This is a genomic window from Rhizobium sp. MHM7A (assembly GCF_005862215.1).
Classification (GTDB): domain Bacteria; phylum Pseudomonadota; class Alphaproteobacteria; order Rhizobiales; family Rhizobiaceae; genus Rhizobium; species Rhizobium bangladeshense.
Genome location: NZ_VCHT01000001.1, coordinates 562,706 through 587,625 on the forward strand (window position 1 = coordinate 562,706; position 24,920 = coordinate 587,625).

Genomic DNA, 24,920 nt, shown 5'->3' on the forward strand with positions numbered 1-24,920 from the left:
GAATGGTGCCTGACGAATTTCTGCCGAGTACAAAACTGGTAGATATGTGGCGTGCAGGCCTCTCGGAGTCGATCAGACTTTCCAGGGGGCGAATTGCTGCCAGCGCGGTCGCTTATATTCCTTCTCAAGTCCTGTTGGAAGAAATTGCAAGCACGATCTACAGCATTATCATTGCCGAATTCCGGTTCATGAGGACGAGCACACCGAACGTTCTGCCGCTCTTTGATGACGATGGCCTTTGGAGCGCTATGGCCAAGCGTATCGATCACTGCTTGCCAATGTGCGACCACGAAGCTGCAAAATTCTTGAAAATTCTGGAGCGTGAACTCCAGTCCTTCTTCGTGGCAGGCAAAACCTGGGAAGCAAGTTGGGGCAAGGTTTGTGTCGACGACGGAACCGTCAACGTCCATCTGACGGCGAATGTCCCAGAGCACTATGAACCCAGCCGCAAGCGAACACTGGACATCGATCTTTAACTCAGTTTGTGGGAAGCCTTGAAATGTCCGCGATTATCACTGTTGCCGACTTGGTCGAAGCCAATGGCAAGACTGTCCGGGAGAACAATCAGGGAATCCCGCACGAATTGCCACTCGGCGCATTGGTCGAGATTACCACAGACTGTCCCATTGGGGAGTTTGGCAGCGTGTACAAAGGAGTTCGACTGTTTGTCGTCGCCCATGATCGCGATTGCGACGGGTCGCCACTTTATTCTCTGTCATTTGACCAGAACGTATTCAGAGAAATTGAAGGGGCTCAGACCACGTTTGACGATAACAGGGAGTCGAAATTCCATTCCTTGTTCGCGATGAGCCTTGGTAAGGCCAAAGGAAGTATTTCGGATGGGTGGGGCTCAGATAGCCTCCTTCTGATCGATCCGCAGCCTGCGACCAGGAGAATGGCTGCTACAGCTTGAAGCCCGTGTCCGGATCGTCGTCCTCGAAACTCGTCTTGATCCCTTGAGAGCGTTCTGCAATCCGAGCTTTCAGGTGGTCATGAATGTTCGTGAACATCCGAAGCGGTGGCGGCGATTTGGGTAGGTCAGCGACAGCATCGAAAAAGGCGGGTAAATCGCCGATATCCATGATTCTGCCGTTGTAGAAGCCTGCAAAGCGGTCGTTGTTCCTGCGTGTCAGAGACAGATCAATCGCAGCGCCGGTCTCCTTATTCGTGATCTGGACAGTCAGGTCGATCACGCGCTTGAGTTCAGGATCGGCATAGTGATGGATCACATCCATGCGGTAGATGTCGATCTTCTCGCTGGCAGGTGCGTCCGGATATCCCCACTGAAAGAATTCGAACGCCGGTCCGTTCGACACGATTTCGTCGAGTGTTCCAGGCAACTTCGATGCCTGGACGACCTTGATAGTGTTCGGGGGAGTGTTGCTCATAATTTTCTCCATATCAGGAGAAAATATCAGCGCTCCTTGCAAACTCGGAATCTTGGCCGAAAACAAGAGCTAAGCCGGTTATACCGTTTTGGCGAAAATGTTACAACGGATTGGGCGGGGTGGCTGCTTCCGGCTCTTTGGCCTTGCCTTCATGAAAGGCCTGCAAGGTTTTGATACCGGATTCAGTGACCTCGTATCGGGTTTTGCCGGGCACTGAGAAGCCCTCGACCTTCGCCGCGTAACCAAGCGCTACAAGCTCTTTCCAGGTGTCGTCATTGGCCAAGCCGTCAGTCGCTTCGAACCCGTTGCGATTCAACTTCGGAAAAGCCAGCGCATGGTCCATCACATTGGCTTGCCGTCCTGTCAGAAGCGTCGTTTTGATCTCGGAACTGGTCATTTCTCAAACCTTTCAGGTGATGTCGTCTGGCTGGCAATGTTCAGGCTAGTATTTACCTGAACTTCGATCTGAGAGAAAGCGCAAAGGAGTTCAGCTTGCAGATCGGAATGATCTTTGGCATGCTGTCCTCAATGAATAAATACGAAAATTTGAAAGCTGCGCTGGAGCGTGGCGAAACACCTTCCATGAAATGCGCCGGTAATTCGATGTTGCCGATCCTTTCAAATCCCTCGACTTGCACCTACCGTAAACAAGAAACCTATGCGATAGGTGATATCGTCTTCTGCAGAGTGAAGGGGCGCTACATCGACGCCCACAAGATCACGGCAATACAGGGCGAGCGGTATCTGATCTCCAACAATCATGGGCATGACAACGGCTGGACGAAGACGATTTATGGTCGCGTTATCTCGGCCTCGTCATCCGATGGTCGGCAGAAGACTTTCTAGCGCTTGCGGACCCGTACCAGGGCAAGGCTCCAGTCGGTTGACCAGTTTCGCGCCTCCAAAAAGCACCATCCCTACTCCGATTGCCATTGTGGCAAGAGCTGGAAAATGTCAACATTATAAATCGGAAAAGAAAACCCTGGAACCGGCGGACCTGTTCCAGGGCGAGTTTGCAGTCCTTGCGGACCGCTCATAGAGAAGAACGAACTGGACGGCCAGCTGGAGAACCACCGCACCGAAGCTTCAGCACTGCCGACCCTGAATATGACGGTGATCTTAAACACCCGTCGGCGCAAGAGACTTAGATAGTCGGCGTTGCAATTTTTTCGACTTCTTTGATTTCAGGCGTTTTTGTCAGAGCGTCGTAGGATATATGAAAGCCCTGGTAAGCCGCATCGAAATAATTGGGTGCTTGGCTGAAGATATGATCGTACTGTGCCCAGCCCTTTTCTGTGAATTTGTACCAGCCCATCACGCGCGGGGTCTCTTTGGCGAGTGGAACCATAAATCCCTTCTCCACAGCCTGCCTCATCTCTCGCGGATAGTTCATTCCCGTCCACATCCGGCTCCGATCTTCCTCGTTACGCTGTTTGGCGATGCAGACACGGCGGTGCGCGTCATCGAAAATGTCTCTTAGGCTGCTCATTGGAAACTCCATGTATTAAACTGATGGAGATTTTCCAGTTAAACCGCGCATCAAACAAACCCGCCCAGCGGAAGGTGTTTCCTGCATCGTCAATCGATATGGTGGGAGAAACCTTGATTGGAACATCCAGCATGAAAGTCAGATTGCCCTTCCCCGTATCCTGCTCCCGCGTGTTGCCCGGCAAGCGATCATATTCCAATGGCTATGTCGTCTTCGAAGAGACCTTTGAGGTGCGAGAAGCTGAAGAAAAGGACACTGTTCTCGCGGCCAAGGTCATGTTCGGAGGAGTCGCGGAGGAGGCTTATCGTGTCTTTGAAGGTCACTTCTATCGACCTGCATCGATAGGCTGGTATGACACCGAAGAGCTGAACAAACGGCATTTCCCGGAAGACGTCGACAACAGGGAGCTGGCAGCGGTGCTGGTGAATGGCGGCAATCCGCTAACGCCGGGCGAATTCATCTACGAATACTCCCGTCTTACATCAATGCTCAGGGAAGTCAGGTCACACGAGGTCCTGAGGTTTGACAATGCGGACCAGGAAATTGAACGCCGCCGGAACCTGGCGCGCGTTGCCTATGAGGAGATGGCGCTGGTTATTGATGGCATGGTCTGGATGCGCATAGACGAGCCGCACCTGATCGTAAAACGACCTGAGCGCGGTTTTTTTGATGGTCAGACTGACATCGAGATCACTGTATCTGAGCGCAGACCGGTCCCCGGTCAGCTTGGAGGCGTACTAAGGCAAACCCCCTACGAGCCACCGCAACTCTGCCCCACGTTCCGACTGGATCGTATGGAGGAAATGATCGATTCCATCGGTGAATGTCGACGCGAGGACGGTGTGGAAACGCGTTTCGTCCTGCCGGAACTTCAAATCTTGCGGCCAGAGTTCTTCGTTTACGACGATGAAGTCGACAATCTGGTGAGGTCTGCCGACGAGGTCCTCAGCATGACGCAACCGGAGCTGCGCGGTGCGAGCAAGTCGTTTATTGAAGCCTGGCATGACGCGGATGTTGCCGTTGCCAAAGGTCTGAAGTCGCTGGAAGCTTGCTCGGGTGAGGAAATTGAAGCTGCCCTTGACCTCATTGCTTCCGCTTCGCGCAATGAAAAGGCTCGGAAAGTCGCCTCCCGAGCCCTTGAGCGTTTTTCATTGAGAGCCATCGGGCCCACCTTCCGATAGAACGTGGGCCGTTGAACTTTTAATCCGGATCAGAGCGATGGCGCAGCGGCCGGACGGCGTTCCTCCCAGAGCGCCTCGGCGCGACCGTAGCCGAAAGCCTCGGTGGCAAGCGCATAGGCGGCGGCAGATTGCGGCGTCGTGCGAACCTGCATATCCCATTCGGCGCTGCTGCGCATGATATTGACGAGTTCTGGATGCTTTTCGAAGATCGGAACGAACAGGTCCTCGGCAACGATCAGTGCGTGACCATCGGGGCCATCTTCATGAACGGCAGTTTTAAAGTCTTCTGCATTGGGCGCAATGTCGAGTGCTGCATCGACAATCGCCGCTGCCATTTTCTCGACCAGATGAAATTTGATGGTGACGGCGTTCTTTTCGTAGCTCGCAAACGCTTCTTTGAACTCGGGGCCGAAGTCGATCATGATTGTCCTTCCACTAATGTCTGGTGATATCCTGGCCCGCTTCCGGACCACACTGCACCGATGGTCAATCGTCGAGCTGCATGGTACCAGAGCCAACTGTCATTTGCATCGAGGCCGGTTAGTCTTCGAGCTTAGAACGAGAAGGCGTAAGGGATAGCAGCGGTGAAGGAATATTCGTGGGGAAATTTCGAGGATCAGTTCCTTGATGAATTGGTCCAATGGATCGATGGAAGACGTGTACTGGAGGTCTTTTCAGGCAATGGTCTTCTTGCGAAGAAGTTGCGTGAACGCGGCGTCGACATCATTCCAACGACCACGTTTCAGGGGCACGATTTTCACGAACACGGGATGCACTGCGATGTCGAGGAACTTCCTGCATCCAATGCGGTCAAGAAGTATGGCGATGATTGCGACGTTCTTCTGATGTCATGGCCAGTTGCAACTGAAGACGCCTCGGTTGCCAGCATCTTATGGGGAGAGGAAAAGCCGATGATCTACATCGGAGAGGTGACGGACCTGGCAAAGCACCAGTTGGGTGGCTGCGCAAGCGACAGCTTTTTCGAAATGACGAAGGTATCGCACACTTTCCAGTCTTATCGACGAGGAAGAAGTGGGATCGAGCATGCATCAGTCCGCCGGGTTTTACCTGGGGCGCGGGAGATATTGAAAAGGGCCGTGGATGAGTGGAACAACACGCTCAGAACGTTCAGGTAAGCGTATTTGTGTCCCCGAAGCGCGGGCCCTGGCTCGGATTTTTTGTTTAGCCGGGAATTCCTTTGGTGAAGCGGGACGAAATTCTCACGGCTAATGTTGACATTATAGTTTTACATGCTAAAATCATCGCATGAAAAAAGAAAGACAACCCTCCAGTTTCAATATCACCGAAGTCGAAGCCTACGCCCACCGTGTGCATGAAGGCCAGATCGACGATGGCGGTGATCCCCATTTCGATCACCTCGTTCGCGTTGCGGAAGCCGCTCGCCTCACGGCGCAGGACATGCCCTACGGCATGTTGACGTTCCATCGTCAGCAGATCGTAGAAATCTACTGCCTGGCCCTGCTGCACGACGTCCTCGAAGACACCGCCGAGAACGAGGCCGAGCGCGAAATCCGCCGAAACGAAATCCGGGCGCTGGGTGCGTCCGAGGACTTTATCGCCGACCTCAACATGCTGTCTCGCGTCGATCCGAAGCCGGTCTACATGGTCTGGATCAGGGATATTGCCGATCATGGCAGCGTGTTCGCGCTGATCGTCAAGATTGCGGATAACCGCGACAACGGCTCCGAGAAGCGCATTTCGCAGTTGCCAGAAGAGAAGCGTTCAATCAAAAATCGATACGAGCGAGCCTATGCGATCCTCTGGCCAGCGCTGGAAGGCCGCAAGGAAGACTATAACCGGCAGTTCAAATACGGCTGAGGGCCTGACCTGAATGGATAAGGCACCGATCATCCTTTTCCTGCTCCTGGCGATCTCCCCGCTGCCGGTGATCACGTTCCGCAAAATGCTGTGGGCCATGAAACGTCGGCACGAATATGCTCTGAACCAGCACTGGAGCGCCGAGTATTCCTGATGGCTGGAGCCTTTGGCCTGACGGGCACGCCCTATCTGATCTACGCCTATTACATTCTGTCGCGTTAGCGGAGACGTTCAGCGGCGCATCGCTGGCGCGTTCACCAGCAGACCGTAGTCCGCCAGACGCTCGGCCGCCTCTTCCATAGAGCTTGTACCCGCCAGCTCGAATTGGCGTGCCCAATGGACGGCCACGATGTCGCCGACCGTCACCTGCCCCGGAAACAGAGCAAACTCGTCCTCGCCGTTCATGGCGGTCGCCCCGTGCTCGCGTGAATAGTGGAGCCCCGGCCCTACTGGCTTCGTCTCCAGGACGGCATGGGTGTGCGGTAGCGGGTCGATAATGGCGCTGAGAGCATCGATCTCCGCTCGCACCAGCGTCTTGAACGCCTCGTTCGCCAGTCTGTCGTTTTCATATGTCGCCACATCGAAATGCTGCAGGACCCGATGGATGGCGGTACGTTCCCGCACCCAGCCCTGGCCTATGCACTGCTCGGTCGGTTCGGATGAGAAGAATACGAATGGGCGCTTTTCCAATTCGTTGAACCGACTGCTTCCGCCCCTCACCTCTCCTGTTTCAATGATGTCGACAAGCTCATGAAGCGAAACGGAGCGATAGAGTTTTCGCGGCGAGCTGAAGGCCACCGGCCACATCGGATCATCATAGTCCTGCGGCAGGCATCCACGTTCGATCACCGCCCGCGCCCACCCGGCGAGCTGTGTTGGAGCCTGATCCCAAATCAGCTCTCTTCCACACGCAACGTTGTGCCGAAACTCGGCTGAGCCGTTCAGCACGCAATAGCTCACATCGTCTTCGATGAAGACAGAGAACGTGGGTTGCGGTTCGCTCATGTGATCGCCCTTAATTTCCTTGTGCACTTTCAAAAATCCTGCTGTTTTTTGCAAGAGGCAATTTCGAGACGCGACAACCTGCAAACAAGGGAATTCCTTCTGAAGGCCACCAAGGAATTCCTTTGCAAAATGGGCTTGATTAGTTTTTTCCAAGGAATTCTCAGAAAAATGATTGACCGGAGATTATAACTCCTTTAACAGTCCGTGGTGACGGAAGCGACGCGGCTCGCGGGAAAGGATTTCTAAGTTAATTTCTGCGGCATTATCGATAGTTTCGTCACTCACCATAATTTTCGTAGACCAACGACAGACAGGAATTTCGCATGTATTTTCAGAGACTCGCCAAGGACGAATGGGACGGTTTCGCATACGAGGACATGGGTCTAGAGGGATTTGAGGTTGCCCCTACTGACGGCAGTGTTTTGACTGACGAAGAACGCAAGAAAAAGGCTATTTCGTACCGCGATGCCGAACGTCGCCGCACCCGTACGCATGTTGCTGCTGCCTTCCTGGAAAATGATCTGACTGCCAAGCGCGTTACGCTGACGACGGATCGTAGTGAATTCGTTGACGCCCTGGTTGTCGGTTCGTCCGCAGACGTTGCAGAAATCCCGGAAAACTGGTCCGTCACCATGGAGCGCCTGCCTCTCGGTGAGCGCTATGAGACCGTCTATGCTTGGATGACCCTCAAGAACGAAGCACCCCTCTTCATTCTGCGCTCTTCCGACGAGAAGGCCGCCGAGCGTCTCAACGCCTTCCTCGCAGATGCCATTCGCTTCATCAAGCGCAAGGAAGAATCCGAAGCTGCCTGAATAACGTCTGTCCGATGACGGTGAAGCCGCGCTTCCTTCACTTCAATGTCTCCTATGACGGTCTCCCCCGGTATCAAAGCATTTCGATATCGACCGTCAAGGAGAACATTGCGGAGTTCTCTAGCGGTGCGCCGATGACCGACTGGAAAGGCGATGTGTGAATTCATCATCGCAAATCCAGGAGCCTACATGAGCACATCCAGCTTCGAGGAATTCGCCTGGGAGGTGCCGGGGTATCAATTCATCTTGGATGATGCCGACAAAGGAAGTCCTGGTGCCCGTTCCTGAAATTTTCGAGGAACGCGGAAATGTTGTCGACGACGACGTTCGCTTTTAGGCCGGTCGCTTTGTCTCTGATTTCCCGACAGGTTCGTGGAGAGACGAATGATGTTCTATCCGTGCCAATGGCCAGACCCGCCCACATCGACGGAGCTAGGTCCGGCAGGTAGAGAGCGAGATGACGACTAACGCAGACTCTAGCAAAGCGATGGGGGCGTGATCGTTCGGCTGGTGCTGGGTGACCGTGATTTCTCTGGCTGTTTCTTCCCAGGATGAGATCAGAACTTCCCTACACGCAGCCAAGGTCGACTAATGAGATTCTTTGAGGGCTCTCAAAGAAAAAGTCCCCAACGCGAGAGCATCGGGGACTTTTCGCTAACGGCCTACTCGAAAGTCGAGTGGCGTGATCAGGCGACCTGTTCGGCGGGGGGTTCGACAGGTGTTTCCACCGTTTCCACTACAGGTTCAGCGGCCTTAGCAGGTGCTGCCTTGGCCGGTGTTGCTTTACCTTTCTTCTGGAAGAAGTAGTGGGTAAGGCTCTCGCCCTCCGGCTTGCCCTTCCCAACGACCCCCTTCTTCATCAGGTGGGAAATGTTGGAGGAGATGCGGTTCTTGAGGATCATCAGGACTTCGTTTCGAGCATCTTCGAGAGGATGAGTCTTGACGAAGGCTTCAGCAATCGCTTCGACGGTCAGCCCGCGTTTTGGACCCTTCTTCAGGATCGCTTCAATCTCGTCTGCGGGTTTGATGTCTGTCATGTAGCCGTTGATGACCTGACGGGCGCGAAGCTCTTTTTCGTTGGTACTGCGAGAGCGAGTGCCGCTGATCGCCTCGGCGGCGTCGACAGCTGTCTGCGGAACCGGTTCGCTCTTGGCTTTGCGGGTCGTTGCTGCTTTCTTGGCTGTTACCGGCTTGGCGGCTGCAGTCTTCTTGACTTTGCCCTTAGTCGTAGCCTTGGCCCGGCGCTTGGGCGTCGCCACTTCCTCGACGACAGCAGTCGTTCCTTGGCTTGCTGAAGCCTCTACCGGCTGCGGCTCTTCGATCTGATGCGGCTGGGCGTCGATCAGGAGTCGGCCACTGGTGCTGGACTTTGCGTCCATCGGTACGTGATTTGGGTTCAGAACTGTCAGTGCGAAGTCGAGCTTCTCGATATCCGACTGAAGATGCGCGACGCTGTCTCTGAGATGCTGCATCTGATCCGCGATCTGAGAAAGCTGATCGATCTTGCCATTGCGAACTTCTAGAAGCTTCGCTGTTTCTGTGTTGGGTTTGCGGGCCATAGCGTTTTCCCTAGCCTGGTTGTTCCAGTTCTCAGGCCGATCTCTAAGGAAGCAGCCTGACCGAGATGTCGCCGAGTACCATCATGGAGTTCATTCAAATCGGCGAAGCATTCGAACATTGCGGAAAATGGTCAACTTCGACCCGAAAGTCAAACATTTATCTAAAGTACGACTTAGTCGAGGTCGGACGCTTCCGAAATCATCCCCACAACACGCGCAGAAGTTAACGTGTCGTTACTCTTCTCGGCGGTTGATTTGAGGTAAGCCGGTGATAGGCCGAGTGAGTTGTGCCGCTTGATCGGCAATCCAATCGCTCGAAAACTCCGGTGACGGTGCTATTAAGCCAAAGAATTCGTCCAGTTTTCCTACATTGTTGACATTTTTCCTTTGTATTATTTCGCGCAATCTGTATTGTGATTTCAACCAAGGAGATATTGGATGACACTCCCAAAAAGGCTTGAAATCGGCCAGCTTTACCAGACGCCGCTGTTCCAGCTGCATCACACCTTTGAGATGTCTGTGAACGGGGTCGATCCTCATGCTCACATGACGGACAAAGGTCCCCGTATCTGCGGCTACGTCATCCCTCCATTCCAGCGGGAGTTCGTCTGGACGGACAGCCAGATGGTGCGGTTCGTAGAGTCTGCCTTCTACGGTCTTCCCCTCGGCACCTTCACTTTCAACACGACCGTCGGGATGGACAGTAACAAACGCATCGACGACAACGGCGAAGAGTATTACGCCGGGAACCGCTGGCTTCTCGACGGCCAGCAGCGTCTGACCACCCTGCACAAATATTTCAGCAACGAGTTTGCTGTTTTCAATTACTACTGGTCTGATCTCAGCAAGAACGAGAAAATGGGTCTGCTGATGCATTCACCGTTCCCGTCCTATGAGACAAAAATCGCCGACGAACTCGAATGCCGGAAGCTCTATGACATCCTCGCCTTCGGCGGGACGCCTCATGAGCCGCACCAGCGCGCAGTTCCGAGCCTCTGAAACAAAGGAAAATACAATGAGCGGTTGGTTTGAACGTAATCAGTTTGGCAGCCCGGTTTCGGGTAAAATCTACACTTTGCATTTCAGTATGCTGCAGGCCCGTCGGGACCCGAAGGATCACTTTTCCTACAAGAAGCAGGAAGAGCGTTCGAGCATGGGCTTCATCATTCCGCCTTTCCAGCGTGAGCTTGTATGGACCGAAGAGCAGAAGGTCAGGTTCATCGACTCTGCACGTCGCTGCGTTCCGCTCGGCACCTATACCGTCAATCTCACCTTCCAGATCGCCGAGTGCAAGCGGGTCGACGAGGACGGTCGTGAATATTACATGGGCGAAGGCTGGCTGCTCGATGGGCAGCAGCGATTGAACGCGCTGGAAGAATTTTTCGATGACAAATTTCCCGTTCACGGTGAATTCTGGAGCAATCTCGACAAGGATCAGCAGCAGCAATTCCTGATGACGCCAAATTTCGCCTTTTACGAAACCCACTTCACGACTGAACTTGCCTGCCGCGAATATTATGACCTCATGAACTTCGCCGGAACGCCTCACCAGGAATACGAAAGGGCGATGAAGCTGTGAGCATGCAGAAGCGTCAGAACACCGAAGATCGGAAGATTGCGTCTGCCGGTCGCCTGAGGACTTTGCAGGGCGCAAGTTACGGCGACAACAAGAAAACGTTGGTCGAATTGCCGGTTGACGACCAGCAATTCGTCATCATTCACGCTGCCAAGCCCGAACACACGTACGTCCAGGAATTCACACTCCAATATGACCTTGCGGTGCGTATCCTCGATGCAGGGGGCCTGGTTTCGATTGGTAATGGCCGTTTCACGGAAGAGGTAGAAGAAAATCGCCATGGAATGCTGCCAATCTCCTACGATGGAGCCGGGATGTTCTGGTGGCTGAAAGCAAGCCCCGTGGCTGACGTCGCGACCGCAATCAAGGACGATGCATTAAGCTTCGTAGATCAGGCGCTCGCCCGGAAAACCTGGAACGATGAGGAAGAGGCTCTGGTAGAGGCTCGCGGCGTCCTGTCCGCAGTCAGTGGCCAGTATGCTGTCTTACCTGACAACACCATCCTGACAGGTTCCGCAGCTCCAGGAATGCGCCTCGTTGACAATGGTCAATGGCTCTTCCTTGAGATGTTCGACAAGCGCTCCGATAGGCTTCGGTCGAATGTTTCGGTTGATTTCGCTTCCAGGCACGATGTACCACTCTCCTTCGGCATCCTGGAATATGCAGCGGCCGACGAGTTTCTGAAGCTTCTTGCTGAACGAAATCCGGATCGAAAAGTAGCTCGTGATTCACTCGTCGAGCGTCGAGATACCGCTTGGGCCAAGGATTTCACCCATAATCGGGAGCGTTGGGCAGATGGTGGATTCTTCACCGATTTCGTCTCGGCGCTCAATCACCACATTGGAGCCTTGCGACCGGTAGGCAACAAGGCTCTGGATGCCGCTTTCAATGCCCTGCAATTCCATACGAAAATGTGGTTGCATGATCATGATGCGGCGAACTCGAAGCTGGATGAAATCCTCAGCCTGCGAGACCTGCTTCTTGAGAGCGAGCCAAAATTCGACGACCTTTTGGCAGAACGGCTGAAATGGCCATACAAGGTGAAGCCGCTCGAAGTGCTGGAAATCCGTGCACGCGGCCTCAAGGAACTTATCGCAGAGCCTGCGTTCTCGCCCTCTCCCTGATCGGCTTTTGCTCAAGGCTTCGAACCGCGCGACACTGACTTCGTAGCAATCGGGTCGCGCGATTTGAAGATCATTGAGAGATACTGTCACGGAAAAGGAAATCAGGAAGCCAATGAGGATTTCCTGATCACGACAGATCACTTCGTCCTCGTTGTCGATGGCGCGACCGACAAGACCGGATACGTCGTTGAAGGCATGAAAGGCGGGCGTTTCGTCGCCAAGGCCGTTGCCGAACTTCATCAATCAGAAGAACTATCAGCCGAGATCGACATGGCAGGTTGGATCGAGGCCGTCACCAAGAAGGTTGATGCCGAACTGAACCGGGTATCTTGGCCAGACGATCTCCAGCGCCCGGCCGCGAGCGTCCTGACCTATTCTGTTCAGCGCAGAGAGATGTTCCGTGTCGGCGATTGCCACTATCGCATCGATGGCAGAGACTTCCCTGGCGGAAAAGAGATCGACGACTACCATGGAAACACCCGGGCGGGAAAACTGAAGGCCTGCCTTCTTGCCGGTGCGAGCGTGTCGGACCTTCTGAAAAATGATCCCGGCCGAGACCTTATCCTGCAGAGCCTGGCAAACCAGTACAAGTTCGCAAATGCGGCGAAGGGCCAGTTTGCTTATCCGGTGGTGAACGGAGAGGAGGTTCCGGCCCACCTGATGGAAAAGCCTGTGCCGGTCCCTCCTGGGAGCTTTGTCGTCATGACCAGCGATGGCTTCGATTTCCCGAAGGCGACGGTTGCAGACACTCGGGCAGCCCAGGAAAAATCCTATATTATTGACCCGTTGAGGATCGGCCTGGATGGTGCGAGGGCGTCCACGAAAGGCCTGGTTGCGGGAATGTCCCAGCATGATGACCAGACCTTTGTGAGTTTCCGGACCTGATCAGTCGGCAGGTGAAAGGAGAGCAGCTGCCTGCCTTTCGAGACCTTCGGCTTTCTCGATCACCAGCGCCCGCGCCTCGGCAGGCAAAGTTCTCGCGGTATCACGGAGGTTCTCAGCGGCAATTTTAAGGGCCCTTGCCTCAGCCTGCGGGTCAAAGCCGTTGTTGCTCTCGACAACCACGACCTTGGCAACCGCCTTCACCGGCTTCGCCTTCTTTCTCGGCTTGCGAGGACCAAGGACCTTTGCCTTGGTCTGATATCGGAATGTATAACTGGTTTCGCCGGTGTCATAGGCATGAAGACCAATTGGGAACTCCGGTTCCTCAATCCGCTGATAACTGCTCAGATCACAGAACGGCTCATAAGTCTGTGGCCCACCCAATGCCGGGGACTCTCGTCCGATCCGGTCTCCATTGTAGTTGTAGAGCCACAGATCGCCGTAAAGCTTCACTTCGCCGTCCGAATTGCGATACCAGTAGGCTTCCCGAACACGCGCGATCTGCAACTGGCTTTCGCCAGTCGTCTCCAGCCAGTCGCCTTTTGAATAGGGAACGTGAAGTTCGCGAAGATCAACCGCAGGGTTCTCGTTGCTGTTGTCAGTCATCCTTCACTCCAGGCCCGCTTCAAGTGCGTCGATATCATTAAACAGGGCGATAATGCCAGCAAGGCGGATCAGGATGACTTCCAGCGGAGAGATTTTCAGTTCCCACTTCGAACGCAGCAAAGTGAATTCGAAGTCTTCATTAAAGTCCGTATCGACGAAGGCTTTGAGCTTCGCTACGTGATGGTGCAGGCTCGCGGCGGCACGACGATGGATCGGGCTGAAGCCTTCCCAATTCTTGATGGACTTGATCACATCGGCGCGCTCCGGATCATCGTAGATGCCTTTGTATTGTTCGATATGGCCGACCAACTCCATCAAAGCAGTTTCCAGGAACGCGTAAGGGTTCTCCGAGGTATCCTGCTTCATGAGCAGGGCTCGCGCTTCGAGGGACACGAAATCGTGGTGGTTGCAGACCGTGCGCGTTTCGGTTGCCGACATTGCTTCGATCAGCTTGACGACGCCTTCGAACTCGTAGAGCGGCAGCGTCAGGCAATTTCGGACCCATTCGTCTCGACAAAACCTGTCGACTTCGAGCGTTTGGATGCCATGTGCATCCTTATCGTGGCAGAGTGCCTCGATGTAGGCTTCGGAGATAAAAAATTCATAGACGGGCGAAGCGACCGCCCTGTGAGAGGTTTCCGGTCCTGAGAGGGCGAGCTTGCCGGAATAATATTGCACGATGCTCTGGGCGAAGTCTCTCGCAAAATTTGCGGCCGTTTCAGCTGACCGCGAGGCGCGATCTTTCTTGTCCTCGTCCTTGAGCCAAGGCTGGTTCTTCAGGACCACATTGGCGTCGCATAATGCGTCGTCAGCCAAGTGTGCAAAGCTGAGTTCGATGTTGCTGTTGCTCCGATAGGCCCAGGTGCGACCTGTTGGGTCGACTTCCAGAGTTTCATTATAATGACGCCTGTTGCCGAGATTGTTCAGCTCCCAGTCCATGCGCGCAAAGGTCACGCGACCGACGGACGTGGTATACCCGATAGGCAGGATGATGACATCGAGTGCTTCGTTGATGTCCACCGCAAGCATGGTCGGCCCATCAGGAAGCTTCAGCACGGAGTAAAGGGTCTCCTGTACCGGGAGTGAAACCTTGGTTTCCTGCTTGGGCTCCAGGAAGACGATTTCGAGTGCGGCCTCAACGAGGCGCTGTTCGCGAGACTTCATCTTAAACGCTGTCATATCGGTATCCCTGATTGATGGAGCCACGCGTTAAAGCTTCGGTGAGGCGGGAAAATACCCGCCGGGCAACCCGCGCTCGTTCGCGTAATATTCCAGGCCGTAATGCTCGACATCGTCCGTCAGACCGCGAGCATCGATATCCCAGCGGATCGCCGTATCACGGTCGATGCCGTGGTCAGCCATCGTTTTTTCGATCTCAGCCTCGAAGTCGGTGACGGTCTGCGCCTGCTCCGCATGATATTGCGTCATATATGCCTCGTTGGAGGCGCTGTATTCCTGATAAACCTTGCGCAGCTCTCCGATGGGCAGATCGCGATACATGCCAGAAGGCGGCTTTACGTTGTGCATGTTCTTGTGGAGCATGCCGATCACGTCGAGGAGTTCGCTGCGTTCGTCGGCCTCATCCTTGAAGCCAGGCACGCGCTCAAGATCACGACCAAAATCCGAAATATTCTCTTCCGAGAACCGCGCATTCATCTCGTCAGCGCGCTGCTCGACAGTGGTTCCGGTCTTGGTCGACATGATAGCCTCAATGTTCCAAAGAATATCTTTTGCCAAAACTACGGCATTCCGGCAAAATGTCAACATTTCTTTGCAAGGAATTCCCTATTCAGATTACATAGGATTTGAGCGGCTGAAAGCCGTTGAATGCCACTGCCGAATAGGTGGTCGTATATGCGCCCGTCCCTTCGATGAAGACGAAATCCCCGCTGTCGACTGGCGGCAATGCGTATGGGGTCTTCTCGTAAAGAACGTCGGCACTGTCACAGGTCGGCCCGGCAAGAACGCTTAAGATAGCCCCTTCCCCATCCCGGCTGGTGCGGATCGGGTAGCGGATCGCTTCATCCATGGTTTCTGCAAGCCCGCCGAATTTGCCGATATCGAGGAAGACCCAGCGGAGATGATCGCTGGCGCTCTTGAAGGAGGCCATGACCACTTCAGACTTGATGATACCTGCGTTGCCAACCATTCCACGGCCGGGCTCGATGATCAGCGCTGGGCGCTTTTCCGGGAAGACTGCGTCAACGTCAGCCAGGATCGCAGCCCCGTAGGCTTCCGTTGTCGGGATATCCTTCAGGTAACGGATCGGAAAACCGCCGCCGAGGTTGACGAGGTCGAGATGGACGCCTTCCTTTGCGCAAGCGTCAAACACAAGCCTTGCTTCTTCAAGGGCCGAACGCCAACCCGAAGTAACAGTCATCTGCGAACCGACGTGAAACGAGACCCCGCGCGGGTTGAGGCCGATGGCATATGCCTCGCACAGGATATCGACCGCCATCTGCCAGTCGCAACCGAACTTGCGCGAAAGCGGCCATTCCGCACCCTCACCCGTGGTTAGGATACGGCAAAACACATCGGAACCAGGTGCGTGGCGTGCGATGTTGACCATGTCAGCCATGCTGTCGGTCGCAAACAGGCGAACACCGACATCGAAAGCGCGCGCGATATCGCTTGCCTTCTTGATCGTGTTGCCGAAGGAAATGCGCTTTGCATCCTCGCCTGCAGACAGCGCCATTTCGATCTCTGCGACAGAAGCACAGTCGAAATTCGAACCTTCGGAGGCGAGCACGGAAAGGATTTTGTGCTCCGGATTCGCCTTGATTGCGTAGTAGACCTTCATGTCAGGCATGGCGGATGTGAACCGCTGATAGTTTTCGCGGATGATGTCGAGGTCAACCACCAAGCACGGCGAAGCAGGATTTGCGGAACGGAAAAAGTCGTAGATTCGGTCGGACATGGTGTCTCCAAAACAAAAACGAATACCGGTCGTGCCACTCAGGCAATCGTCCCGGATGGGTTAAAGTTCAGGGCCTTGATGAACTCGTGGAAAGCTCATCACAGCTTTTTGCGCCTTGGATTGGAGGAGTATTCCCAACCTTCCGGCAATGATGGTGTGCCTCTTTAGTAACATCAGCTTTTGGAGGGCCGAACGAGACCAGAAAGGCCCGCACCGTCGTTGCTTTGGGAAGCTTCCAGAGTTTCTGGAAGTGCCCTCCTGCTGTCTCGTCTGACAGGCCTGGAGGATTTGCATCTTCTGCACGTGCGAATTTGGGCTGATCAAACGGTAGGGGCATTTTCGGCGTGGCGCAAACGGATTTTGAAGAATTCCTATGATTTCGATTGCGGCAAATAAATTGAGAATTCCTGTTGACGGTCAAAAAATGCCGTGGTTTCATTTTTGTATTCAAGGCAACAGCCTCCGATCAACGACATCCCCAACCTAAAAAATCAGCTCGCGGCATCCCCTCAAAACGAGGCGTTTTGCGCGGTTTTGTCCTCAATTGAAAGGTTTCGCTATGAAGTTTACCGTCACCAAAGCTCTTCGTCTTCGCTCGGCTATCGAGGAGAAGCTCAAGTCCTACGACCTTAAGGCCACCGTCGAACTCGACGTGGATTCCAAGCGTGTCCAGAGCGGTCCGGCTGACGTCATTGCTGAAGCCGCTGCCGGTCTATCCGCACGCCTGGAGACTTTCGCGCGTCTCAGCGCCTTGCTCGCCAAGGTTCGTATCGCTATCGCCAAGGCAAACGTCGAAAGCGGCGTCGAGGAAATCCTCGCGCAGCAGGGAAATATCGACCGCCAGATCGCAAAGCTGAAGCAGCTGGTTGCGGCTCCCCGTGTCGATCTCGACAGCATCGACAACAAGATCACGCGTCGGCTGCAGAGCCTCAAGACGCCTTCTCCTTCCGCTGGCTATTACGGCCATAGCGCCGAAACGGCTTCGCTTTCGATCAACACGGTAACCGAGACCGTTGCCGCTGATCTGGAGAAACAACTCATTGGCTTGCGCCGCACCAAGGCCGAGCTGGAAGACAGCCGGGCCGTGGCCAACGCGCGCGCCGAAATCGAGATCGGTGACGATGATCATCGCCTGCTCATCGAGCAGGGGATCGTCTGATCCGTACTGAGAAGAGACTGCGGAGCACCTCAGGATGATTCCAATCATCTCGCAAAAGAAAGCGCTCGTCCTGGGTCCATTTTAACATGTAGCCTTGCGGCGTTGTCCTTTGTTACCCGGTAGTCGCTTTTTGTCTGTTGTGCTTTGTTGGTCGTAAGATTGTGTACTACAGGTCACAATCCTTCGTCTTTCGTCGTTCCGCTGAAAGTTTCTTCTCGCCCCGTCCTGCTGGAAACGGCAGGACGGGGTTTTTCTTTGTCGTGCGTCGGAAAACATTTCCAAGGAATTCTTGATTTTCGGCGTAAACCTGACCGATAAAAATTACGCTCCGTAATTGTTGACATTTTTTCTTTGGGGTATATTCTTGCCTTCATGTTCAACGGTTGCATGTAGGGTGTTTCCCATGAAAGTGATCAAGGCCTGGCTCAACGCTCTTTCCCCGCGTGCACCGGTTGCGGCTGAAATGCCGGAGATGTCTGCCGAAGACCGCAGCGTCATCGTCGCCTTCGCCAAGGGTGCAGACGAATTGCGTTCCAAGGCAATCGAAATTCACAGGGCGAACATCGCAAAGCTTGGTTTGCGCGGGAATGTCTTCCAGTGCTTCATGGCCGAGGTCGACAATCCCGTTCCGGACTACGCCCAGCGCCAGGCTTATCGTCAAGCTGTTCTTTCCGTCGCGGCGTAAAGGCTGCGTCCTTCCAATTCGGAGTTTTCCATGTACGACCAAAAACTGAACCGTCAGCTGACGGATGCTGACCTGCCGCTGGGCATCACTGTCGATGAAATGAAGGCTGTTCTGGCCGAAAACCACTACAGCTTCTTTGCGCTCGGCACCATTCCTGCTGAAGGGTCCTCGATGTGGACGAACGATCCGACGGTTTTCCGCGTTAGCACGCATGACTATCCTGCGCGCGGCGCGACCATTTCCTTCGAGGCGTTGCGCAAGGCAATCGACGATGCCAACGCACAGCGCAATATCAATGAAGCGGATGTCATCACCGCAGTGGAAGAGGCGTCCCAGACGGCCGTCGAGGTCCTGTCGAACGCTATTCCGTTCGGCAACACCAAGATCAGTGATGGTTTCGTTCAGCAGCTCTCCGGCGTCATGAAGTCCCTGCTGAAGGGCGAAGCACCGGCTATCGACAACCGTAGCCTAACCAGGATCGTCAAGGACTGGCCTGTGGACGTGGTCGCGAAGCCGGTGACCGGAGAGCGGTGGGAAATGCGTGCCAATATGCATGGCAACGTTATGGCCACCCGCGACGGCAAGCCGAGCGAGGCAGACGAGGTCTACGCCGCCAAGTGCAATGCCACCTGGCAGAAGGTCGATCCGACGGTTGATGTTCCGGTGATGACGAAGGCTATGTTGCAGCGTTGCCCGTATTGTCAGTCTGTTCCGGTCGTCTCCGAAAATAACGTCCCAGGCAACTGGTACGGCCTCATCCTGTGTGACAATGGCGACTGCGAGGAAAGGCCCAGCGTTCTTTATGGTGGCACCTTTGCCGATGCCGTCGACGAGGTCGCCGAATGGAACATGCTGCCGTTGCAGCCCTCCGCCGTCGTCTCTGCTCAAGGTGCCGCAGACGAACAGGAAAAGGCGAACCGCGAGCGGGAAATCCTTGCGATGGCTGCCGTCCTGGAAGAATGTCGCTGGTTCGATTCCTCGGACCCGGCCATGGAAGTGAGGTCTCTGGTGTTTGCGCAGCGCCTTTGGGAAGCTGCTCATCAGAAGAAGTCACCCGTGGAATACGGAAGCAAGTTTGATTGCCCGCTCGCCGAGCAGTTCAAAACGAAGAAAGACTGAGATATGAGCGCCGATACACAATTCTGGCACTACACGAAAGCGGAGAACCTCGGTGAGGTGCCGTACGCCCGTGGCGTTTCCCTCGAATTCTGGAAGTACGACAACCTCGTCTTGCCGGGCGTCGAAGGCGTGCGGGATGTTTATGCCGTTTTCGAGAGTGCCCCGGCGGGCGTGCAGAATGCTCAATGGTTCCCGGCTGACGACCCGAACAAGCCTTTCGACGAATTCCGCCGTCGCGCGGATGCCGTTTCCGGTGCAGCTACAGCTTCCTATCCGCTCGAAAAGATCGAGCAGAAGTGGGGTGAGGACGAGGTTGTCGCCGATTGCCGTCGCAAGGGCAAGGACCTCAAAGTCAGCCGAGCTGGCGGTCTCTTCTATGTCGACTTCGACGGTCGGCGCACGCAGGTTCGCCTCGATGAATGCGCTGTCGTGCGTTATCTTGCAAACGCGCTCGAAGACGGAAGCTGAGGATACACCATGGAGAACAACGTCGAACTCCTGAACACACGTCTGCTCGATCTCTTCACAATCGACGAGCTTGCGAAGGTCACCATGCTCGAATGGAAGCATGAGGGAAGGCAGATCGAGGATGATCTTGCCCCGTTCTTTAGTGATGAAGAGATCGGTGAAGTTCGGGGTGGCTACGATCCCGGGACGCTCTGGAATAGCATCGTCAGCCACGAATGCCATGGCGACGTGATTGTTGAGCTGTATGATCCGGCCGGAAACCAGATTTACGACGCACACGAGCGGCTGAAGCGCGAACTCGAAGCGTTCGAAGAGATGGTAGAGGGATACGGACCATGATCGACTGGAAGTCGGTCTCCGAAGAAGCTCCGCCCCGCGACAGGGTCATCCTGGTGACTTCGGGCCTGTCCTGGCATCGGAAGGACCGCATCGAGCCTGCCCGGACCACTCGCCGTGAGGTTATCCCGGAGAAACACGTGAAGACCCTCGTGGGTCTTGGTGGCGTTGCTCTCGTCTATTGGCGAGACGCAGTCTTCGGCATGTCGGATGGACGCTGGGCTACGTTGGACAACAGCCTGGGTCCGCAGGATTTCCGCTACTGGTCGGAATTCAACAATCCTGTCGATCTGGCGGCTCTTCCGGCCGGATATAGCGCCGATGTCGTGCTGCCGGATGTGGAGTCTCTGCCGCCGATCACCTGACCACGATGGCTGACACCACTGACGTCAAAGAAAAAGCCGACGGTCTCGTGACCGTCGGCTTTTTGCATTTTCAAGCTTGTTCTCAGGCTGCAAGAGCCAGAGGAACGGGCAGCTCTTCCCCATTCCTGATGCGCTGGAACTTGCGATAGACGTGGTAGTGGTCGGCAAAGGTCTTCTTCGCCTTGAACCGCGCGCGGTCGATGAACTGGGCCTTCCTGGCGTCGTCGTCACCGCGCACCACCGGGCGTTCGATCTCATCCGGAATGATGATGTGATAGACATGGCTTTTGTAGTGGCCCCTGCCATCGCGGCGTGGATCGGCAAACAGTTCGTGGTAGACGATCCAGCTCCGGAACATCTCCCGCGTCAGCCATGGATTGAGTTTGAACATGCCAACCTCTTCATCCAGTTCCCGCAGCATGCACTCATCCGGCTCCTCGCCGTCATTGATGCCGCCCGGAAAGGCCAGGAGACCGTTTCCAAAGGCCCCGCCCCGCACAATGGCGAGAACCTTGCCACGGTGTTCGATGATGGCGTCCGAGGTCCAGAACGGGCCCTTGCCGTATGTTGCGGCAACGTGTTCGATATTGTTGATCTCGACAATCAGGCGACGATAGGCTTTGGTGCGTTTCCAGCGCTTGAGGATACGGACGACCTCGTCGCTCAGGTGCTCGGTCAAGATCACGCCGTCCTTCAGGTACGGCATGCGAATATCGCTGGCGTTGAGGATGCCGAAAGGTTCGGTAACCACGAGTGAGGTCCAGCCCGGGAACCAGTCCAGGTAATCCGAGGTTTCATCCTTGTGGAAACCAAGGAGACCGACCGTCGGGTTCTCGACGCCTTGAGCGGCGGCAGTAGCCGCGACCTTCTCGATGACCTCCTTGTGCCAGGCACCGTTGTGATAGGTGTGGTCATCGACGTGGCAGATAATGAGGCGACCCTCACGGAACTCCTTGCGGAAAACGGCAATCAGCATTTTCCGGCGAATTGCGTAGCTCAAAGGGTTGCGCGTGTCGCTCGGGCAATTTGCCGATCCCAAGAAGGCAATAACCTTTTTCGCTTTCTTGAGAGCGTCACGGATTACCTTCTCGTGCCCTTTATGCAAAGGCTGGAACCGGCCGATGTAGACTGCGAAATCTACAAGCGCATTGTTGGCGACGGTGCCGATTTCCTTGAGAGCTTCGATGGATAGTGGCATGGTGGATTGCCTTGATCAGGTGCGGAACGACCGCTTTCGTTTCATTGAAATCAGTTTGCCCCTGTCGGTCGAGAATGTAAAGTGCAAAGTGCAACTTGCATTTTGCTTTTCGCAATGTTATTGATTTTGCAGGTTATTGAGGCATGGAACTGCCGATGACTGCTTGAGGAATGTGAGCTAGACCTGTCGGGAGATCGGAAGCAATGGTTGATTTCAAGAATCTGATGACCCCCCTACAGCGGGCCTACTACGAACGTGTCGACGTCGAGATCGCGCGGCTGTTCAACCTTCCGACACGATTTCTTGCGCGCGCACTGATGAGGCATGCGAGGAATGCGCGTGCGCGTCATCCTGATTTCCTTGCCCTCAATCCGCGTGAAGGAAATAAAACCATCTCCACGCTGGTTTGGGACATAATTCCAGAGATTTCCTATCGCATGGGAGAGCGATCCGAAATTCCTGGGGAGCGACAGCGTCATATAAGGGCAATGACAGATGCCCAGTTCCGGATTCATGCCGGTTACGTCATCATGAGCTGCGCCAACATTATCCTCAATGACGAGAAGCGCATCCGCGACCCAAACGACGTCGATCCGATTGAGGTCCTGACGCACGATGTGGCCAACGGCAACCCAGTGGCCTTCGCGCTGGACCGGGTGGTACCGGCGCATTCCTTCAACAAGGAAGATGTCTTGAGCCGGTACACACAGGAAGTCTCTGAGAACCGTGGATTCCAGCCGCCATATCTGATGTGGGAGCCAGACATGCAGAACTATCGCCACCTGCAGGGCGGTTTGGCCTTTGGCCTGTAAGGGTAACAGGGGTCGGAAAGCAATCCGTCCCCAGCCGCTTATCTCCCGGGCAGTCAAGTCTTAGAGGCCGGGGCCTTTGGCGATTTCTTCGTTTTCAGCCGTCGCGCTGACACTACGCAAGTGCGCGATATGACGCCTCAGCACATTTACGGCTTCATCGCCCCAGGCCGGGTAATTCTGCTTTTCATGCGCCTTGTCAAAATACCGCGCGAGATAGTCGAATACGCGCTCACTGTTTTGCACGATCCATGACTTTCCGTTGTAGGTTCGGCGGTCAAGAGGCAGAGAACGCAGGCCATCGACCCATATCTCGACATATTGCGACATTGTCACTGCGACTTTCTCTCCGTTCGCTTGGGGTTCAAGCGATATCGTCGGGAAGTAACCACGATTGCGTGCGGCGACCGGATCGGCAGCTTCCAATGCTAGAAGAGCATCTCGCATCTTCTCCGCTGGCTCCTTTAAACCGATAGCCCCGGGCATTCTCTCGCTGGCGTGGATAAGCCTCACAAAGGAAGAGGAATGCGCCGGGACCGACCACGCTCCATCCACATACTTCCTGTCCTCGATCTCCTTTATCGCCGCGACCATGGCTTTGTCGGCGCGGCTGAGCCGAATGTGTATCCGGCCATCGACCTCTGTCATCGCGACCGAGGGGGCTTCCGGCTCAACATATACCGGTGCCACCGTGCGGGCAGCTTCAATGGCTTCCATCGCGTCCTGCGTGGCCTTGCCGCCGTAACGATTGAACACGACATCGACAAACTCGACGCCTGCCGAATTAAGACGAGCGGTGTAGGTGATTGCCTGCCAGCTCTTCCCCTTCACCAACCAGGCGTTTTCCATTCCACGCAGCACTTCGCGCAGTTCGTGGTCATAAGGAGCAATGAAGCTGACGGTTCTCTTGTTTTCGTCCAGCATGAAGAGTGGGCCTTGGTGGGCGAGGAGCCGGTCTTCTGGAGTAGCCTTGGCTTCGCTTTCCGCGATGAAAGCGTCCACTAACGGAGACATGCGATCATATTCGTCCGTGGAACCACTGACAGCGAAAGCGAAACGGGCGCTAATTCTCCAGAGACGGCCACTGCCTGCCGGACGATAGGCCTCACTGTCAGGCAATCGCTTCAAGACCTCGACGAGATTCCGGTTGCCATTGATGCTCGCGATAAGCATCTGCTGGCCTTCAATGACGTCGACATCAAGCCAGTCAGTCTTGATGACCGGCGAAGCATGGCCTCGATTGGCGAAGGCTTGCAGGCGAGCAACGTCTTGTTCTTCAAGGACACCGGCCTTTTCGAGCTGACGCCCATGGTGGGCACTCAGACGGCCTGCGTAGTCCCACAGAGCCTCAGTCCATCGAACCGGCCCGAGCGCTGCGATTTCGTGTCCTGGACCTGCCGTCGCCTTGGAGAAACCGGCCCGATCTCGGGCCTGCGCATGGTCGCAGACGCTGGCAAGAGCTTCGATTGCTTTAGTGATCGTGGGCTGAAGGGTCGGATCGATGTTCATGAAAACTTCCTCCCGGCTGAAGCATCGAGAGTGTCGAAGTAGCCGTCTGGCATCGAGCCAAAGAACGTTCGCTTGTCCGATCTCGCGTAAGCCTTGGTGGGGATCGCACTGTGGGGCTCGAATTCAACAATGAACTGCGCCAGGATCGGGTTCTCTCGGGACCTGTCCTTGAATATCGTGATCGTTCGGAACATAACCGGAGCATCTTTTTCGCCGAAGGCAAATGTCCAGTTAGACTGGCCGCGCAATTCGACCAGCAAGTTGTCAAATTCGTAGACCTCGTAAGCTTCCTGGGCAGCGTTCGCACGCTCTGTCTTCAGGTTTATCGCATGCAAATGGGGCGTTGATTCAACATACTGCTTCGACATGCCGATGTACTCCGGCTTCACTGTCCGGAGCCTGCGCTTTTCCAACGCAATGAGCAATCGTTTTTAGAGCCGGACCTGATCGAGGATAAGGCCTTTGGTGAGCCTGACATCCTGCCAGACGGCTTCCTCGGCTTCTTCTCGAAATTCGAAGCCATTGCAGCGCGTGTAGAGCCGGTAACGTGAGGCAAGGACATTTCGGTCAACAACGAAGACAGTCCCCTGCCCTTCGTCGTCCTCCCGTTCAAGGGCAGCCATATAAATGGCGACAGCAGGATTGCGGGAAAAGGAAACGCACTTGTCGCCAAGGGTTGGCGCAAGCAACCAGCCGCTGCTGACAATGGCGTTCGCATAGCGCGTACCATGGAACAGCACCGGCGCTTTCCCCAGAAAATCTTTCAGAATTGAAAAAGCCTGATGCCGTCGAAAATCAGCTATAGTCTTCACGAGAATTCCTTTCGTCGCTCTGGATAATAGCCAATGCTGCTTGTCACGCAAGGATTGTTTGCCTATTTTCATATTCAAGAAT

General features: G+C 54.9%; 33 protein-coding genes. 19 read left to right on the forward strand and 14 right to left on the reverse strand.

Annotation, left to right across the window (positions count from 1 at the left end; all coding sequences use genetic code 11):
- Positions 1 to 2 precede the first annotated feature (2 nt).
- The gene (locus FFR93_RS03390) at positions 3 to 476 is read left to right on the forward strand and encodes a hypothetical protein (RefSeq protein WP_138391959.1); all 474 of its coding nucleotides are present in this window, start codon (positions 3 to 5) and stop codon (positions 474 to 476) included.
- 23 nt (positions 477 to 499) lie between these two features.
- Positions 500 to 913 carry a hypothetical protein gene (locus FFR93_RS03395; RefSeq protein WP_138391960.1) on the forward strand — a complete coding sequence of 138 codons (414 nt, stop codon included), beginning with the start codon at positions 500 to 502 and terminating at the stop codon, positions 911 to 913.
- Here FFR93_RS03395 and FFR93_RS03400 read toward each other — a convergent pair.
- Positions 903 to 1,454 (reverse strand): hypothetical protein, encoded by a 552-nt coding sequence (locus FFR93_RS03400; RefSeq protein WP_138391961.1) that lies wholly within the window; start codon positions 1,452 to 1,454, stop codon positions 903 to 905. The two genes, FFR93_RS03395 and FFR93_RS03400, sit on opposite strands and share 11 nt — an antisense overlap.
- Before the next feature lie 34 nt (positions 1,455 to 1,488).
- Entirely contained in the window at positions 1,489 to 1,785 is a 297-nt protein-coding gene (locus FFR93_RS03405; RefSeq protein ID WP_138391962.1) for a hypothetical protein, read from the reverse strand.
- A 95-nt stretch (positions 1,786 to 1,880) separates the two neighbouring features.
- On the opposite strand from FFR93_RS03405, the gene FFR93_RS03410 reads away from it, so the two are divergent.
- Positions 1,881 to 2,234 carry a S24 family peptidase gene (locus tag FFR93_RS03410; protein WP_205910724.1) on the forward strand — a complete coding sequence of 118 codons (354 nt, stop codon included), beginning with the start codon at positions 1,881 to 1,883 and terminating at the stop codon, positions 2,232 to 2,234.
- 298 nt (positions 2,235 to 2,532) lie between these two features.
- Here FFR93_RS03410 and FFR93_RS03415 read toward each other — a convergent pair whose 3' ends face one another.
- Positions 2,533 to 2,877: a hypothetical protein gene (locus FFR93_RS03415; protein ID WP_138391963.1), complete on the reverse strand. Its 345-nt coding sequence runs from the start codon at positions 2,875 to 2,877 to the stop codon at positions 2,533 to 2,535.
- Between the two features lie 23 nt (positions 2,878 to 2,900).
- Between FFR93_RS03415 and FFR93_RS03420 the strand changes: the two genes are divergently transcribed.
- On the forward strand, positions 2,901 to 4,058 hold the full coding sequence (locus FFR93_RS03420; RefSeq protein ID WP_138391964.1) for a hypothetical protein: 1,158 nt from the start codon (positions 2,901 to 2,903) through the stop codon (positions 4,056 to 4,058).
- 29 nt (positions 4,059 to 4,087) lie between these two features.
- Here FFR93_RS03420 and FFR93_RS03425 read toward each other — a convergent pair whose 3' ends face one another.
- Entirely contained in the window at positions 4,088 to 4,480 is a 393-nt protein-coding gene (locus tag FFR93_RS03425) for a hypothetical protein (protein WP_138391965.1), read from the reverse strand.
- 162 nt (positions 4,481 to 4,642) lie between these two features.
- On the opposite strand from FFR93_RS03425, the gene FFR93_RS03430 reads away from it, so the two are divergent.
- The 3 genes from FFR93_RS03430 to FFR93_RS40665 all read left to right on the forward strand — a co-directional run bounded on the left by FFR93_RS03430 (position 4,643) and on the right by FFR93_RS40665 (position 6,051).
- On the forward strand, positions 4,643 to 5,194 hold the full coding sequence (locus tag FFR93_RS03430) for a hypothetical protein (protein WP_138391966.1): 552 nt from the start codon (positions 4,643 to 4,645) through the stop codon (positions 5,192 to 5,194).
- A gap of 130 nt (positions 5,195 to 5,324) precedes the next feature.
- On the forward strand, positions 5,325 to 5,897 hold the full coding sequence (locus tag FFR93_RS03435; RefSeq protein ID WP_138391967.1) for an HD domain-containing protein: 573 nt from the start codon (positions 5,325 to 5,327) through the stop codon (positions 5,895 to 5,897).
- A 13-nt stretch (positions 5,898 to 5,910) separates the two neighbouring features.
- Positions 5,911 to 6,051 (forward strand): hypothetical protein, encoded by a 141-nt coding sequence (locus FFR93_RS40665; protein ID WP_171049052.1) that lies wholly within the window; start codon positions 5,911 to 5,913, stop codon positions 6,049 to 6,051.
- 77 nt (positions 6,052 to 6,128) lie between these two features.
- On the opposite strand, the gene FFR93_RS03440 is transcribed toward FFR93_RS40665, so the two are convergent.
- Positions 6,129 to 7,055, reverse strand: a complete 927-nt coding sequence (locus FFR93_RS03440; RefSeq protein WP_138391968.1) for a hypothetical protein — start codon at positions 7,053 to 7,055, stop codon at positions 6,129 to 6,131.
- Positions 7,056 to 7,225: 170 nt separating this feature from the next.
- Here FFR93_RS03440 and FFR93_RS03445 point away from each other — a divergent pair, with 170 nt between their 5' ends.
- Positions 7,226 to 7,714 (forward strand): hypothetical protein, encoded by a 489-nt coding sequence (locus tag FFR93_RS03445; RefSeq protein ID WP_138391969.1) that lies wholly within the window; start codon positions 7,226 to 7,228, stop codon positions 7,712 to 7,714.
- Between the two features lie 686 nt (positions 7,715 to 8,400).
- Here the strand turns inward: FFR93_RS03445 and FFR93_RS03450 are convergent.
- Positions 8,401 to 9,273: a hypothetical protein gene (locus FFR93_RS03450; protein WP_138391970.1), complete on the reverse strand. Its 873-nt coding sequence runs from the start codon at positions 9,271 to 9,273 to the stop codon at positions 8,401 to 8,403.
- A 438-nt stretch (positions 9,274 to 9,711) separates the two neighbouring features.
- Between FFR93_RS03450 and FFR93_RS03455 the strand changes: the two genes are divergently transcribed.
- The 4 genes from FFR93_RS03455 (at position 9,712) to FFR93_RS03470 (ending at position 12,858) form a co-directional block, all read left to right on the forward strand.
- On the forward strand, positions 9,712 to 10,272 hold the full coding sequence (locus FFR93_RS03455; RefSeq protein WP_138391971.1) for a DUF262 domain-containing protein: 561 nt from the start codon (positions 9,712 to 9,714) through the stop codon (positions 10,270 to 10,272).
- A gap of 16 nt (positions 10,273 to 10,288) precedes the next feature.
- Positions 10,289 to 10,852, forward strand: coding sequence for a DUF262 domain-containing protein (locus FFR93_RS03460; RefSeq protein WP_171049053.1), 564 nt, complete (start codon positions 10,289 to 10,291; stop codon positions 10,850 to 10,852).
- Between the two features lie 2 nt (positions 10,853 to 10,854).
- Entirely contained in the window at positions 10,855 to 11,973 is a 1,119-nt protein-coding gene (locus tag FFR93_RS03465) for a hypothetical protein (protein ID WP_138391973.1), read from the forward strand.
- 63 nt (positions 11,974 to 12,036) lie between these two features.
- The gene (locus tag FFR93_RS03470; protein ID WP_138391974.1) at positions 12,037 to 12,858 is read left to right on the forward strand and encodes a hypothetical protein; all 822 of its coding nucleotides are present in this window, start codon (positions 12,037 to 12,039) and stop codon (positions 12,856 to 12,858) included.
- On the opposite strand, the gene FFR93_RS03475 is transcribed toward FFR93_RS03470, so the two are convergent.
- The 4 genes from FFR93_RS03475 to FFR93_RS03490 all read right to left on the reverse strand — a co-directional run bounded on the left by FFR93_RS03475 (position 12,859) and on the right by FFR93_RS03490 (position 16,378).
- The gene (locus FFR93_RS03475; protein ID WP_138391975.1) at positions 12,859 to 13,461 is read right to left on the reverse strand and encodes a hypothetical protein; all 603 of its coding nucleotides are present in this window, start codon (positions 13,459 to 13,461) and stop codon (positions 12,859 to 12,861) included.
- Between the two features lie 3 nt (positions 13,462 to 13,464).
- Positions 13,465 to 14,640, reverse strand: coding sequence for a hypothetical protein (locus FFR93_RS03480; protein ID WP_138391976.1), 1,176 nt, complete (start codon positions 14,638 to 14,640; stop codon positions 13,465 to 13,467).
- Between the two features lie 30 nt (positions 14,641 to 14,670).
- A complete protein-coding gene (locus tag FFR93_RS03485) occupies positions 14,671 to 15,162 on the reverse strand; it encodes a hypothetical protein (protein ID WP_138391977.1) in 492 nt (163 codons plus the stop codon).
- 88 nt (positions 15,163 to 15,250) lie between these two features.
- Entirely contained in the window at positions 15,251 to 16,378 is a 1,128-nt protein-coding gene (locus FFR93_RS03490) for a type III PLP-dependent enzyme (protein WP_138391978.1), read from the reverse strand.
- A 559-nt stretch (positions 16,379 to 16,937) separates the two neighbouring features.
- Between FFR93_RS03490 and FFR93_RS03495 the strand changes: the two genes are divergently transcribed.
- From FFR93_RS03495 to FFR93_RS03520, 6 genes are all read left to right on the forward strand, one after another.
- The gene (locus FFR93_RS03495; protein WP_138391979.1) at positions 16,938 to 17,537 is read left to right on the forward strand and encodes a hypothetical protein; all 600 of its coding nucleotides are present in this window, start codon (positions 16,938 to 16,940) and stop codon (positions 17,535 to 17,537) included.
- Positions 17,538 to 17,940: 403 nt separating this feature from the next.
- Positions 17,941 to 18,222 carry a hypothetical protein gene (locus FFR93_RS03500; RefSeq protein ID WP_138391980.1) on the forward strand — a complete coding sequence of 94 codons (282 nt, stop codon included), beginning with the start codon at positions 17,941 to 17,943 and terminating at the stop codon, positions 18,220 to 18,222.
- Between the two features lie 30 nt (positions 18,223 to 18,252).
- A complete protein-coding gene (locus FFR93_RS03505; protein WP_138391981.1) occupies positions 18,253 to 19,341 on the forward strand; it encodes a hypothetical protein in 1,089 nt (362 codons plus the stop codon).
- A gap of 3 nt (positions 19,342 to 19,344) precedes the next feature.
- Complete coding sequence (locus FFR93_RS03510) at positions 19,345 to 19,809, forward strand: hypothetical protein (RefSeq protein ID WP_138391982.1); 465 nt, start codon at positions 19,345 to 19,347, stop codon at positions 19,807 to 19,809.
- Positions 19,810 to 19,818: 9 nt separating this feature from the next.
- The gene (locus tag FFR93_RS03515) at positions 19,819 to 20,148 is read left to right on the forward strand and encodes a hypothetical protein (protein WP_138391983.1); all 330 of its coding nucleotides are present in this window, start codon (positions 19,819 to 19,821) and stop codon (positions 20,146 to 20,148) included.
- Complete coding sequence (locus FFR93_RS03520) at positions 20,145 to 20,510, forward strand: hypothetical protein (protein ID WP_138391984.1); 366 nt, start codon at positions 20,145 to 20,147, stop codon at positions 20,508 to 20,510. Before FFR93_RS03515 ends, FFR93_RS03520 begins: the two co-directional genes overlap by 4 nt.
- Positions 20,511 to 20,592: 82 nt before the next feature.
- On the opposite strand, the gene FFR93_RS03525 is transcribed toward FFR93_RS03520, so the two are convergent.
- Positions 20,593 to 21,708, reverse strand: coding sequence for an NUDIX domain-containing protein (locus tag FFR93_RS03525; RefSeq protein WP_138391985.1), 1,116 nt, complete (start codon positions 21,706 to 21,708; stop codon positions 20,593 to 20,595).
- Positions 21,709 to 21,911: 203 nt separating this feature from the next.
- Here FFR93_RS03525 and FFR93_RS03530 point away from each other — a divergent pair, with 203 nt between their 5' ends.
- Positions 21,912 to 22,520: a hypothetical protein gene (locus FFR93_RS03530; protein WP_138391986.1), complete on the forward strand. Its 609-nt coding sequence runs from the start codon at positions 21,912 to 21,914 to the stop codon at positions 22,518 to 22,520.
- A 60-nt stretch (positions 22,521 to 22,580) separates the two neighbouring features.
- Here FFR93_RS03530 and FFR93_RS03535 read toward each other — a convergent pair whose 3' ends face one another.
- The 3 genes from FFR93_RS03535 to FFR93_RS03545 all read right to left on the reverse strand — a co-directional run bounded on the left by FFR93_RS03535 (position 22,581) and on the right by FFR93_RS03545 (position 24,910).
- Positions 22,581 to 24,026, reverse strand: coding sequence for a hypothetical protein (locus FFR93_RS03535; protein WP_138391987.1), 1,446 nt, complete (start codon positions 24,024 to 24,026; stop codon positions 22,581 to 22,583).
- The gene (locus FFR93_RS03540; RefSeq protein ID WP_138391988.1) at positions 24,023 to 24,394 is read right to left on the reverse strand and encodes a hypothetical protein; all 372 of its coding nucleotides are present in this window, start codon (positions 24,392 to 24,394) and stop codon (positions 24,023 to 24,025) included. Before FFR93_RS03540 ends, FFR93_RS03535 begins: the two co-directional genes overlap by 4 nt.
- A 63-nt stretch (positions 24,395 to 24,457) precedes the next feature.
- Positions 24,458 to 24,910: a hypothetical protein gene (locus FFR93_RS03545; RefSeq protein ID WP_138391989.1), complete on the reverse strand. Its 453-nt coding sequence runs from the start codon at positions 24,908 to 24,910 to the stop codon at positions 24,458 to 24,460.
- Between the last annotated feature and the right edge of the window lie 10 nt (positions 24,911 to 24,920).